This window comes from Rhodococcus sp. EPR-134, assembly GCF_001647205.1.
GTDB classification, from domain to species: domain Bacteria; phylum Actinomycetota; class Actinomycetes; order Mycobacteriales; family Mycobacteriaceae; genus Rhodococcus_F; species Rhodococcus_F qingshengii.
Genome location: NZ_LVCT01000778.1, coordinates 1 through 15,075, shown reverse-complemented (window position 1 = coordinate 15,075; position 15,075 = coordinate 1). Strand labels below are relative to the sequence as shown.

The window sequence follows — 15,075 nt, the reverse complement described above, 5'->3', positions numbered from 1 at the left end:
TCCGATCCGAGGACGCGATGCTGCCACAACGTGAAGTCTGCGTACTGCACCTCGAGCGGCGCCCACGTGGGCTCGATCCCTGCCGTACGCGCCAGGTAGGCCGTCATCACGTCGCGTGCGAGCGGCGCCATCGACGAACCGTCGGCGCAGATGTGATGGACCACGACAAACAGAATGTGAACGGGTTCAGCGGTGTCGAGTCGGAACAGTGCCACGCGCAGCGGCAGGTCCACCGACACGTCGAAGCCGGTCGTGGCGAGTCGTTGCATGCGCTCCGCGAGTTCGTCCTCCCCCAACGTCATTTCACGGACCGGCGGTACTGCCTCGTCGACGGTGAGCACTTGCTGAATCGGATCGCCGCCGACGGCGGGGAACACCGTCCGCAGTGTTTCGTGCCGCTCGACGACGTCGGCGATGGCCTGTTGCATGGCCGTGACGTCGAGGTCACCGGTGAGGCGAACAGCTAGTGGGATGTTGTACGCGGCTGAGCGTGTGTCGAATTGGTTCAGGAACCACATGCGCTTCTGCGCCAACGAGAGCGGGACGCTGCCATTGCGCTCCATGGGAGTGAGCGGCACAGTGCCGACGGCAGTGACAGCGCTGGAGAGCCGTTCGGCGAGCTGAGCCGTCGTCGGTGCCTCGAACAGCACGCGCACCCCGACGTCGATGTTCAGTGCGGAGTTGAGCCGCGAGACCACGCGAGTGGCGATCAGCGAGTTGCCGCCGAGCTCGAAGAAATTGTCGTCGACGCCGACCCGTTCGACGCCGAGTACGTCGATGAACGCATCGGCGATCCGACGTTCGAGGCTGGTGCCGGGCGCCCGGAATTCCACACCGGTTCCGGTGAACTCCGGCGTCGGCAACGCTTTTCGATCGAGCTTGCCGACCGCGGTGCGCGGTAGCTCGTCGACGATCATGATGCTGGCCGGAACCATGTGCGAGGGAACACGTCCGGCGAGGTGCGCGGTGATCTCTGCCCCGGTCAGCGTCGATCCTTCCTCGACGGTGAGGTAGGACGCGAGAACTGTGGCGCCGGCCGGTCCGTCGACGCCGAGTGTCACGCAGTTCGTGACACTCGCCATTGCGGTGATCTGGGCGTCGACCTCGCCGAGCTCGATGCGGAATCCGCGAATCTTGACCTGGAAGTCGCTGCGCCCGACGTATTCGATGGTGTGATCGCTTCGCCAGGAGACGATGTCGCCCGTGCGGTACATCCGGTCGCCTGGCTTGCCGAAGGGGTCGGCGACAAATCGCTCGCTGGTCAGGCCGGGACGCCGGTGGTATCCGCGAGCCAGGCCGATGCCGGCGATGTACAGCTCACCGGGAGCTCCGACGGGTACGGGTTGCAGGCGCGAATCGAGGATCATCTCGTGCACGCCGCGGATCGGTCCACCGATCGTGATGGGTGCGCCCACTGTCATGGGTTCGCTGATGTCTGCCATGACGGTTGTCTCGGTCGGGCCGTAGGCGTTGACGAATTCTCGTCCGGGAGCCCAGAGGCCGACGAGATGCGGCGGTAGTGTCTCTCCCCCGACGACGACGTGCCGGAACTCGTCCAGGCCGGCCGGGTCGACGGTGGCGAGTGCTGCCGTGGTGACGAACGCGTGAGTGACGTGTTCGCGGCGGATGAGACTTGCCAGTTCGGCGCCGCCGTAGATGTCGGTCGGGACGATCACCATGGTTGCTCCGACACCGAATGCCTGCAGGTACTCGAAGACGGCTCCGTCGAAGCTGGGGGTGGCGAAGTGCAGGGTTCGAGAGTGGTGATCTGCGTGGAATCGACGCTGCTGGTCGAGTGCGAAGCTGTCGAGTCCGGTGTGGGTGACGACAACTCCCTTGGGTCGGCCGGTGGATCCCGAGGTGTAGACCACGTAGGCGGCGTTGTCCATGACCACCGGTGCACGCCGTTCGTCCTGGGTGATCGGCAGCGTGCAACTGGTGGCGACGTCGTCGTCGAATGCCTCTTCTCCGAGCACCAACCAGGACACGATGGGTGGAAGTGTGTCGATGGCGTCGACGACGGTCAACCCGAACAGCACCTCGGAGTCGCTGAGCATGTGTTCGATTCGGTCAGCCGGATAGGTGGGGTCGACGGGGACGAACGCTGCGCCGGTCTTGGCCACCGCCCACACCGCGAGTACGGATTCGACGGACCTTTCGATGCCGATGGCAACCGACGTCTCGGGCCCGGCGCCGCGGCGAATCATGGCTCTGGCCAACTGGTTCGAGCGCCGGTCCAGTTCGGCGTAGGTCATGGAACGGCTGCCGGCCGAGAGCGCGATGCGGTCGGGATAGGTGGCAGAGACGTCGGCGAGAATCTCTGGGAGCGTTCGCGCGGAGCGCCCCGGGGAGCCGAAGACCGGCGCAAGATCACGGCTCTCGAACTCCGTGAGAACCTGCAGACGGGCCAGCGGCTGATCCGGTGCCGAGGCGAGTTGCCCGAGGACGATGCCCACGCGCTCGGTGATCTTGGCGACTTCGCGGGCGGAGAAGTGCGTCGGCAAGTACTCCATCTTCAGATTCAGCGTGTCACTTTCGGACGCCACCACGGCAATCGGATAGTGCGCCGAGTCGCGTCCGTCGATGCCGAGAACGTGCATTCCCGCGATGTCGGTTTCGGCGGTCAGGGCTGTCTCGTCGACGGGATACGACTCGAATACCGTCAGGGTGTCGAAGGAACCGGCGGCGCCGACTGCTCCGGCGATGTCCGACAGTCCGATGTGGTGGTGGTCGAGCAATGACGCTTGCTCGGATTGGACGCGAATGGCCATTTCGGCGAGGGTTTCTCGGGCGTCGAGGCGGACTCGGACAGGCACCGTGTTGATGAACAGGCCGACTATCGATTCCACGCCGGGCACCTGTGGTGGGCGTCCTGAGACCGTTCCGCCGAAGACGACGTCGTCGCGTCCGAGAAGTTCGGCGAGCACGATTCCCCATGCCACCTGTACCAGGGTCGCCATGGTCAGACCGCGGCTTCGCGCGAACGCTCGAAGAGTCTCGGTTCGTTCTGTCGGCAGCGAGTACGAGTGGATTTCACTTGCCACGGTTTCGGCGGCGGTGTCTGCCCTCGAGAGGTGGGTGGACGTGTCGACGCCCCGTAGCGCTTCTTGCCACGCCCGTAGCGAAGTCTCGGGTTCTTGCTTCGAGATCCAGGAGAGATAGTCGCGATACGACTGAACTCGGGGCAGAATCTCGGGGTCACCGTCGGTTGCGTAGAGAGTGAGCAGGTCTCGAAGCAACAGCGGGGTGGACCAGCCGTCGAGCAGGATGTGGTGGTTCGTCACGACGAGGCGTGCTGTGTCCGGTCCGATTCGCACGAGCATGAAGCGGATCAACGGGGCTGTTTCCATGTCGAAACGATGAGCGCGATCGCGTTCGAGCAGCTGACCGAACGCGACTTCACTGTCTTCGGCCCCGGACAGGTCGATCTCGGCCCAGCCGATGTCGACACCGGAACGGATCACCTGCAGTGCCCGCCCTCCCGGTGCGGAGACAAATCCCGCGCGCAGGCTCGGATGACGATCAACCAAGGCCTGCGCGGCGCGGCGCAGGCGCGGCGCCTCCACCCGACCCCCGAGCTCGAGGGTCAGTTGCACCATGTACGGGTCGATTTCGGTTTCGTCGAACTGGGCGTGGAAGAGCATCCCCGACTGCAGAGGTGACAGTGACCAGATGTCGGTCAGGTCGGGGAATCTGCGCTCGAGCTGTTCGATGCTCTGTTGATCCGCGGTGACGAGATCGAGATCGGTGGGCGTGAGCTCGCGCTCGGAGTGTTCCTCCACGTATTCACTCAGTGCGCCCAGTGCTCGGGCCCAGAGCTCCGCCAGTTCGGTGACTTCGGCCTCGCTGAGAATGCCGCGGGGGAAGGACCACGTAGCGCGCAGAATCGGACCGTGTGCGGTATCGGTCGTGACGGCATTGATGTCGAGCACCGACGCGGCGGCCAATTCGCCGCTGTGCGCTTCGTCGAGGGTCACTTCCGAGATCGGCAGCCATGGCACTTCGCCGTGCTCGGGATCCGAGCCGGCAAATCGTCCGAGGTAGTTGAACGAGATCTGCGGCGTGGGCAGCTCACGAAGTTCCTCGTTTCGATCGAGGTACTTCAGGATGCCGAACCCGATTCCGTTGTCGGGCAGGCCGAGCAGCGTTTCCTTGACGAGTTTCACGGCGGAGGCGGCGGTTGATCCCCCGGCCAGTGCATCGACGACATCGAGTCCGGTGAGATCGATCCGGACGGGGAACAAGGTGGTGAACCAACCGACCGTGCGCGAGAGGTCGGCGCCCGGTACGGCGTTCTCCTCGCGGCCGTGCCCTTCGAGGTTGACGAGCACTTCCCCGCTGCGCTGTCCGCGCGATCGACGGTAGGCGGTGACGGCCATCGCGAGAGCAGCGAGCAGTCCGTCGTTCACCGAGCCTCCGAAATGCTGAGGCACCGTCGAGATGACGTTCTCGGTCACGGAGGTCGGAACGTCGACGCTGACTCGGTCGACGGTGGCTCCGACATCGACGGCTGGGTCGAGCCCGCGTGCCCCGAGCAATGGCTCGTCGGTCCGCATTCTCGACCACAGGTCGATCTCGTCGCGTCGCTGCGCAGCGGTCTCGGCGAGCGCTGTCGCCCAGCGACGTATCGACGTTCCGCCCGGCGGAAGTATGGGTGTTTCTCCGTCGAACGCCGAAGCATAAGCAGTGACCAGGCCCGGGACGAGCATGCGCCAGGACACACCGTCGACCGCGAGGTGATGAAGGACCAGGAGCAACCGTCCGGCTTCGGCCCGGTTGCCGTTCGAGCTGACGGGATCCAACCAGACTGCGCTGATCATCTTCCCGTGTTCGGGATCGAGGCGGCTGGATGCGTCCTGCATCGCGGTTTCCGCAGCGGCGACGAATTCTTCGCCGCTGGTGGACACGATGGAGGTTCGGCGCAGGATGTCGGGGGCGGTGATGCTCCCTGGCTCGCGGATCTCGAGTTGGTGAGTCGCGGCGTCCAGGCGCGCCCGCAGCACGTCGTGACGATCGAGGATCGTTTGCAATGCTCGTTCCAGCGCGGGGCCGGAGACATCCGCGGGCAGTGCGATCAGCGCGCTCTGGCTGTAACTGCGGATCGTGCTCAGGTCACCGCGACTGCGTTCGACGAGCCACTCCATGATCGGCGTGAGCGGTAGCGGGCCGGCTCCCCCGCCGGGTAGCTCCGTGAGAACCGGTGCCGTTTCCGATGATTCGATGAGGAGCACTTTGGTGAGGCCGGCCACGGTCTTCGCTTCGAAGACGTCCCGCGGAGTGAAGACGAGGCCTGCGGACTTCGCCCGTGAGACGAGTTGGATCGACATGATCGAATCGCCGCCGAGACCGAAGAAGGAATCGTCCACTCCGATACTGCCCCGACCCAGCACCTCCGCGAAGAGGTCCGCGAGGACCGCTTCGGTAGCGGTGGCCGGCGCCCGCGTCGCCTCGGTTGGTCCCGTGACGGTGAAGTCCGGAGCCGGGAGGCTTCGTCGGTCGAGCTTTCCGTTGACCGTCAGTGGAAGCGATTCGAGGACGACGATCGCGGTGGGCACCATGTACTCCGCGAGTTCGGCGGCGACGAAGTCGGTCACCGCCGCTGAATCGACGGTACTGCCTGTTTCGACGACCACGTACCCGACGATCCGCGGTGACGCTCCCTCCGTTCGAACAAGTGCTACCGAGGCCGCGACGCCGGGGCAGCGGAGCATTGCGGCTTCGATCTCTCCGAGTTCGATGCGGAAACCACGCACCTTCACCTGGAAATCACTGCGGCCCACGTACTCCAACTGCCCCGCGTCGTTCCACCTCGCCAGGTCCCCGCTCCGATACATTCGATCCCCCGAACTACCGAATGGATCGGGAAGGAACCGCACCGAAGTCAATGCGGGTTTCCCGAGGTATCCCCGAGTCACCTGATCACCGGCCACGTACATTTCGCCGACGACACCTGGTGGTACCAAGTTCAGTCGCCGATCGAGTACGTAGACGGACAATCCCGGTACTGCTCGCCCGATGATGCTCGCCGACGCGTGCTCGCTGTCGTTGCGGTCGAGTGCGATTCGACTGACGTGCACTGTCGTCTCGGTGATCCCGTACATGTTGACCAACGTCGGAGCCGTGTCGGGCCGCCTGTCGTACCACTTGCGCAACTGCCCGAGATCGAGCGCTTCTCCACCGAAGACGACGTAGCGCAGTGCAAGGTCTGGACCCGTGCCGTTCGGTGAGTACGCACGGTCGGCTTCGGCGAGTTGGTAGAAGGCGGTGGGTGTTTGGTTCAGCACCGTCACTCGCTCCCTGCGGAGCAGTTCGTGGAACATGTCCGGCGATCTGGTCGTGTAGTAGTCGACGACGACCAGTCGGCCCCCGTGTAGCAGCGGCCCCCACAGCTCCCAGACGGAGAAGTCGAATGCGTACGAGTGGAACATGGTCCACACGTCCGTGTCGTCGAACCCGAACGTCGGGGCGGTGTTGTCCATCAGAGTCAGCACGTTGCGGTGGCTGACCTGGACACCTTTGGGGCGCCCTGTGGATCCGGAGGTGTAGATGATGTACGCGACCGCGTCGGGCAGAAGTGGTGTCGTCCGGTCCGCGTCGGTGATGCGATGGGGCGCGGAGTGATCGAGGCGTACCGCGATCTCCGGCGATCCGAGTTCGACGACGTCTATGCCGGATTCGATGATCTCCGAAGGTAGGTCGCTTCGGAAGTCTCCGGTCGTGACCAGGCATACCGGCTGCGCGTCGTCGAAGAGGAACCGCATGCGCTCGGCCGGGTAGGTGATGTCGACCGGCAGGTATGCCGCTCCGGTTTTGATGACTGCGACGAGGGCCAGCACGAGATCGGTGGTTCTGGGCATTGCAACAGCCACCACGGATTCCGGACCGATACCGCGGCCGATCAGGAGCCGCGCCAGGCGGTTAGCGCGCCCGTCCAGTTCGGCGTACGTCATGGCGCCGTCGCTGTCGTTGACCGCGGTCGACGACGGATGTGCTGCAACAGCCTCGAAGAATCGGTCCGCGATGTTGTCCGCTGGGGCCGGTTCGGCGTGAGTGTTCCACTCGGTCAGCATCTGTCGACGCTCGTCGGCGCTCACGACATCGATGTCACCGGTAGGAGTCGACGGCTCTCGCGAGACCGCCTCGAGGATGGTGAGCAGTCTGCGTGAGAACGAATCGATCAATTCACCGTCGAACAGGTCTGTGGCGTAGATGAATTCGGCGTCGATTCCATCCGTTCCGCCATCCGCGTCGTAACGCTCGGTGACCGAGAGTTGCAGATCGAACTTGGCGACGGGTAGGTCGAACTCGACTCCCGAGACCGACAGCCCCGGCAATTCGAGTTGTGGGAGTGCATTGTTGCGGAACTCGATGAGGATCTGGAACAACGGAGTGTGCGAAGTCGAGCGTTCCGGGTCGAGTGCGTCGACCAACCTTTCGAAGGGCAAGTCGGTGTGCTGGAACGCGCCGAGGTCGCCTTCGCGAACCTGGGCGAGGACGTCCTCGAACGACGCGTCGGGCGTGATCTGTGTTCGCAGCACAAGAATGTTGACGAACATACCGACCAGGTGATCGAGTTCGGCCTCGCCGCGGCCGGCGACGGGTGTCCCGATGGCGATGTCCTCGGTACCGGCCAGGCGCGCCGCAAGTACCGCCAGTGCTGCGTGCATGAGCATGAACATGGTGGTGCCGTGCTCACGTGCCAGGTCGGTCAGCGCCCGATGGGTCTGCGGCGATACCGCGAACCGGTGGACCGAGCCGACCATGGACGGCTTTGCCGGACGTGGGAACGACGTCGGCAACGCGATCGGCTCGCCCAGTCCCGCGAGTCGGTCCTTCCAGTAATCGAGCTGACGGGTCAGAGCCGAGTCCGGATCTTCCTCGGAGCCGAGCACTTCGTGCTGCCACACAGCGAAGTCGCCGTACTGAACGGCCAGTTCCGACCAGTTCGGCGCACTGCCGGCACTGCGGGCCGCATAGGCGGTTGCCACGTCCGCTGCGAGGGGGTTCATCGAGAACCCGTCGGCGACGATGTGGTGGACGACGATCACGAGTACGTGCCTGCGCTCGTCCCCGTCGACGCGCAGGACCGCGCAGCGGATCGGAACTTCGGCCGAGGCGTCGAAGCCTGCCGAGGCCAGCTCGAGGATTCGATCGGACACTCTGGCAGCAGTGACGATTTCCGGCTCCAGGATCGGCATGACCTCGTCGCTGGACATCACCTGCTGAACCGGCTGTCCGTCGATCGAGGGGAACTTCGTCCGCAAGCTCTCGTGGCGCCCCAGTACGTCCGCTACCGCGGCCTGCAATGCGGCGAAGTCCAGATCGCCGTCGAGGCGCACTGCCAGGGGAACGTTGTAGGCGGGGGACGTCACGTCGAACTGGTTGAGGAACCACATCCGCTTCTGTGCCAGTGACACGGGCAGTGGGTCCGGGCGGGATCGCCGAGTCAACGGTGGTCTGGGGTTCTCGCCGCGGCCGACGCTCTCCGCCAGACGCGAGAGCTGCCGAACTGTCGGAGACTCGAACAGTCCTCGAACGCCGATGTCGGTGCCGAGAAGTGCGTTGACGCGGGCGATGACGCGGGTCGCGGTCAGTGAGTTTCCGCCGACGTCGAAGAAGTGAGTGTCGATACCGATCGGAGACACTCCGAGCACGTCCTCGAAAACGCCCACCACCAGCCGTTCCAACTCGGTGGCCGGTGCAGTGAGTGTCTCGGCATCGGTGTCGAAACGAGGCGCCGGACGAGCAGCCCGATCGACCTTTCCGACGCCGGTCAGCGGTAGTTCGTCGAGCACGACGACGCTTGCGGGCACCATGTGTGCCGGCAGTAGCTCCCGTGCCGCCGCCCGGATGTCCTCGGCGCTCACCCGGCGTTCGTCGTCGCAGACGACATATGCCGCCAAGGCCTGCTCGTCGGAGGGTCCGCGCACCGCCAACGTGACCGCGTACTCTACGCCGGGCAGCTGACCCAACGCCGTGTCGACCTCGCCGAGTTCGATACGGAAGCCGCGGATCTTGACCTGGAAGTCGCTGCGTCCGAGGTACTCGATGGTGCGGTCGCTGCGCCAGCGCACCACATCGCCCGTGCGGTACATCCGCTCCCCCGGCTCGCCGTACGGGTTGGCGACAAATCGTTCGCTCGTCAGTGGTGAGCGCCCGTGATAGCCGCGCGCGAGTCCGACTCCGGCGACATACAGTTCGCCGGGAACTCCGACGGACACCGGTTGAAGTCTGCGATCGAGGACAACCTCGCTGAATCCGCGGTTCGGCGGTCCGAGATAGACCTTCTCGCCGGCCGGGATGGGGTCGCTGAGGTTGCAGGAGATGGTGGTTTCGGTGGGTCCGTAGACGTTGACGAACGATCTTCCCGGCGCCCAGGTGCGCACCAGGTCCGCCGAGGGCGCCTCGCCGCCCACCGTGATGGTGGTCAGTTCGTCGATTCCCTCGGGATCCACCGACGTCAGCGCTGCAGGCGTGATGAACGCGTGGGTGACATGTCCCTCGCGGAGAACGTCGGCCAGTTCGGTTCCCCCGTAGACGGTGGTGGGAGCTACGACCAGTTCGCCGCCGACGGCGAAGGCGAGCAGGTACTCGAGAACGGAGGCGTCGAAGCTCGGAGAGGCGAAATGCAGTGCGCGCGAATTCTCGGTGAGACCGTAGCGATGACGCTGTTCGTCGGCGAAGTTCTCGAGACCGGTGTGCGTGACGACGACGCCCTTGGGTCGGCCGGTCGAGCCCGAGGTGTAGATGAGGTAGGCAGTGTTCTCCAACCGCGGGGTTCCTCGACGCTCGTCCTCGCGTAGCGGCGCCGTGGACACTCCGGAGAGCCGAGCGATGCTCGTCGGGTCGTCGAGTTCGAGCCACTTCGTCACACCGCCGTCGCCGGGTCTGTGGGCAGCCGTGGTCAATCCGAGCGAGGATGCCGAGTCCTCGAGCATGAACGAGATCCGGTCACTCGGGTAGCGAGGATCGATCGGCACGAAGGCGGCGCCGGTCTTGGTGATCGCCCAGACCGCTGCGACGGATTCGAAGGAGCGTTCCACACAGATCGCCACCCGTGAGTCCGGCCCGGCGCCTTCAGCGATCAGCACGCGCGCCCACTGATTCGACGCCTCGTCCAGCTCTCGATAGGTCATCTTTCTCTCACCACAGGACAGCGCAACCCGTTCGGGGAATCTGCTCGCGGTGTCCGAAAAGACGCGATCGAGTGTCCTGACCGAGCGGCCCTGCCTGCCGCGCGCGGGAACCAATTGCTGCACTTGCGAATCCGGCATCAAACGCAGTTTCGCCAGCGGCAGATCCGGTTGTGCGGTGATCAGCTCGAGGGTGCGGAGCAACCGGTCGGCGATCGCGTCGATGTCGTGATCGCCCAGGACTCCCGGGAAATACTCGAATTTGAGCCGCAGTCGCCCGTCGGCCGCAGAGGCAACGATCGCGAGTGGATAGTGCGCGGCATCCTCGGCGTCGTGGACGTCGAGAACGTGCATTCCGGCGATGTCGGTGCCGGAGGAGAGTCCACCGCGGTCGACGGGATACGACTCGAACACAGTCAGCGTGTCGAACGATGCAGCGGCCCCCACAGCCGAAGTGATGTGCGAAAGCCCCACGTGATGGTGATCGGACAACCGCGCCTGTTCCGCCTGGACGCGAACGCACAGCGCCGCCAGGGACTCTCGCGGATCGAGGCGCACTCGAACGGGGACGGTGTTGATGAACAAACCCACCATCGACTCGACGCCGGACACCTGGGGTGGTCGGCCGGAGACGGTTCCACCGAAGACGACGTCGTCGCGGCCGAGGAGTTCGGCGAGCACGATTCCCCAGGCCACCTGGATCAAGGAGGCTGTCGTCAGGCCACGGGAGCGGACGAATCCACGCAGAAGTTCCGTCTCACGTTCTCCGAGCGCTGTGGTCGTCGAGCGTGAAGTCGCGCCGTCCTCGTCGACAGCGTGGGTTCCGGTCAGCAGCGTCGGGTCGTCGAGTCCGCGGAGTGCTTCGCCCCAGGCTTCGATCGACACGCTGTCGTCGCGAGTGCTGATCCAGCTCAGATAGTCCCGGTAGGGGTGCACGCGTGGGATGGCACTGTGATCACTGTCGGTGGCGTAGAGCGTCAGTAGGTCACGGACCAGCAGCGGCATCGACCATCCGTCGAGGAGGATGTGGTGGTTGGTCAGGATCAACCGATACGCGTTGTCTCCGGTTCGCAGAAGCAGGAACCGCAGCAGGGGCGGCGTGGCCATGTCGAAGCCTCGCACCCGATCCGCATGGAGGAGCTCGCGTATCTCGGTTGCCTGTTCGGTGGGGGCCAACGGAGAGATGTCGATCTCGGTCCACGGCACGTCAACGTCGGCGCTGATCACCTGCACCGATCGCCCACCGGTGTCGGTCGTGAACGCCGCGCGCAGGTTCTCATGACGGTCGAGCAACGCCTGTGCGGCGCGGTGCAACCGGGACGCGTCGACGCCGTCGAGTTCGAGTGCGAGTTGGACGGTGTACGCGTCGACTGTGTGTTCGGCGTAGCGGGCGTGGAAGAGCAGTCCGGATTGCAGCGGTGAGAGGGACCAGACGTCGGTCAGTGTCGGGAACTCGCGCTCGAGGTGGTCGATGGAATCCTGGTCGAGGTCGATCAGGTCGATGTCCGACGGGGTGAGTCCCCCGCGTTCGCTGTGTTCGGCATAGGTGGCCAGCGCGCGCAACGCCTGCACCCAGAGGTCGGCGATGGCGCGAGCATCGCGCTCTGCCAGCACGCCGGTGGGATAGGCGATAGTGGCACCGATGTGCGGTGCGCCCGAGATCGCGGTGGTGACGACGTTGACGTCCAGGACCGAACCCACTGGCATCTCGGACCGCGCTGCCGCTTCCAGATCGACGTCCCGGGCCAGTGCCCAGTCCCCCAGTGACTCTCCTGCTTCGGTGCCGGAGAAACGGCCCAGATAGTTGAACGAGATCTGCGGTTGGCGGAGGTCTTCGAGTTCCGCTCGACCCACCTCGTCGAGGTAACGCAGAACTCCGTAGCCGATGCCGCTGTCCGGAACACCCAAGAGTTCTTCCTTGACACGCTTGAGCACCACCGCTGCCTCTGGGGCGCTGCTCATCACTTCCGCGATGTCGATGCCGGCGAGGTCGATCCGCATCGGGAAGACGCTGGTGAACCAGCCGACCGTGTGCAGGACGTCCGCACCGGGCACCACGTGAGCTTCGCGTCCGTGGCCCTCCATCGAGATGAGTACGTTGTCGGTTCGTATGCCCTGTGCCTGCCTCCACTGCGTCAGTGCCAGTGCGAGAGCAGCAACGAGACCGTCGTTGACTGATCCACCGAAAAGCGCCGGAAGCGTGGTCAGGACTGTGTCGGACAGTTCGACGGGTACGTCGGCGACAACTCGGCCGACCGAATCGAACGTGTCGAGCCGCGGGTCCAGCGGCCGGGTTCCGATCAGCGGGTCGGCACCTTCGAGTATCGAACGCCACCGGGGCAATTCGACTCTTCGATCGGGCGCGATGTCGCGGAGCGCATGCGACCAACGACGAACCGACGTGCCCGAGTACGACGGCTCCGGTTCCTCGCCTGCATCGATGCGGTGGAAAGCCGACGCAAGTTCCGGCACGAGGACGCGCCAGGAGACACCGTCGACGGCGAGGTGGTGGATCACCAGGAGCAGCCGGCCGGCGTTGCGCACGCCGGACAACCAGACGACCCGCACCATCACGCCCCGGCCGGGGTCGAGTTCTCGACGCGCACCGCCCAGTGCGTCGACGATCGCCGCGTCGAACACCGCGGTGCCCGGCTCGGCCTCTACCTCGATCACCCGGCAAATATTCTCGGCTGCAACAGATCCCGGCTCGCCGACAACAAGCCTGCGCTCGCCGTCGAGCTCGAGGCGTGCGCGAAGGATGTCGTGACGATCGAGAACAACTTGAAGAGCCGCGGTCAACTGCTCCACACTGCGAAGCCCATGCGGCGCGTTGAGAAGAGTCGCTTGGGAGAACGAATCGAGACCTCGGAGATCGGAGCCGAGCCGGTCGAGCCACCACTGAGCCACCGGCATCAACGGCACGTGGCCCACGCCGTCTCCGGGAAGTTCCTCTAGCACCTCGGGTTCGTCGTCCTTGGTCGATGCCAGCAAAACCGCAAGACCGGCGACCGATTTCACCTCGAAGACGTCACGCGGGGTGAAGACGAGCCCGGCATCGCGGGCACGGGCGACGAGCTGAATCGACATGATCGAATCGCCGCCCATCGAGAAGAACGAGTCGTCGACGCCCACCGATTCGACACCGAGGACATCGACGAACAAGGCGGCCAGCGTGCGTTCGGTATCGGATTCGGCGGCCCGCGAGCGTGCCTGGGTTGCTCGCAAGTCGGGAACCGGCAGGGCTCGGCGGTCGAGCTTTCCGTTGGCAGTCATCGGCAGTTCGTCGAGAACGACCACGACCGCAGGAACCATGTACGGGGCCAGAGCCGAGCCCGCGAACGCGATGACGGCCTCGGGATCCACAGTCTGAGCGTCGTTGGCAGGCACGACGTATCCGACGATCCGTGCGGCGCCTCCGTCACGTTCGAGCGTGGTCACCACGGAATGTGCAACGCCGGGATAGCGAGCCAGAACTGCCTCGATCTCGCCGAGTTCGATGCGGAATCCGCGAATCTTGACCTGGAAATCGCCTCGACCCTGGTACTCGAGTTCTCCGTTCTTGTTCCACCTGGCGAGGTCGCCGGTTCGGTACATCCGTGTGCCCGCACTGCCCGCGGGATTGGGCACGAATCGTTCGGCGGTCGTGCCGGCGCGGTTTCGGTAACCGCGGGCGAGTCCGTCGCCGCTGACGTACAGCTCTCCCGTCACTCCGACCGGGACGCGGTGCAGGCGATTGTCGAGGACCCACGCGGTGATGCCGGTCGACGGGCGACCGATCGTCACTCGATCGGTCGGGGACATCGGCTCGGTGATGCTGGCGACGACCGTCGATTCGGTTGGTCCGTAGGCATTGATCATGATCCGGTGATCGCTGACCCAGGCGGCGACGAGGTCCGGTGGGCAGACGTCGCCGCCGGTTCCGATGCACACCAGCTCGTTCAGTCCGCTCGGATCGACCGTGGCCAGTGCGGCTGGTGTGATGAAGGCGTGCGTGACGTGCTGGTCGGCGATCAGACTCGTCAGTTCGGTTCCGCCGATGATGCTCGGTGGGGCGATGACCATCGTGGCCCCGGCACCAACAGCCATCAGGAGTTCGAGAATCGAGGCGTCGAAGCTCGGTGAGCTGAAATGCAGCGTGCGCGAGGTCGACTCGACGCGGAAGCGGCTGCGTTCCTGCTCGGCGAGTGCCGAAAGCCCACGGTGAGTGACCATGACGCCTTTGGGGACGCCGGTGGAACCGGAGGTGTAGATGACATAGGCCGGGTTGTCCAGGGACACCGCAGCCAGCAGCTCCGAGGCATCTATCCGCTGATCACCGATCTGTTCGAGGGTTGCGAGTGTCTTTGCCTGATCGAGCAGAACGGCGTCTGCCTCGTCGGGGACGACACCCGCATGCTCGGCGGTGGTGAGAACGACGCCCGCTCCCGAGTCGTTGATCATGTGGTGCACGCGGTCGACGGGATACGCCGGGTCGACGGGTACGAATGCAGCGCCGGACCGGGCAACCGCCCAGATCGCGACCACGGATTCCAGTGAGCGTGATAATGCCAGGGCGACAACGGATTCCGGACCGACCCCGCGGCTGATCAACAGTCGTGCAAGCCGGTTGGCGCGGCGGTCCAGATCGGAGTAGGTCAGATGGCGGTCGCCGAAAATCAGTGCAGTCCTCTGCGGTTCGTCGACGTACTTCCGCTCGAGCAACGTCGAGAAGTGAACCTGCTCGGGAAGTTCCGGTGTGACGGCGCGAATCGTGTCGAGATCACTCACGAGATCGATGTCGCCGACCGGCGTGTGCGGTGATTCGGTGACAGCACCGAGAATCCGAACCAGGTATCGAGCGAAACCTTCGACGGTCGACTCGTCGAACAGGGCGCTGGCGTAGGTGAACCCGGCCTCGATTCCGGCCGGCCGGCCGTCGTCGTCGAAGGTCTCGGCAAGCGTG

1 protein-coding gene is annotated in these 15,075 nt (G+C 64.9%); it reads right to left on the bottom strand.

What is annotated here, in order from left to right:
• Positions 1-15,075: non-ribosomal peptide synthetase (locus A2J01_RS33355; RefSeq protein WP_156519484.1), on the bottom strand; the 15,075-nt coding region annotated here is incomplete at both ends.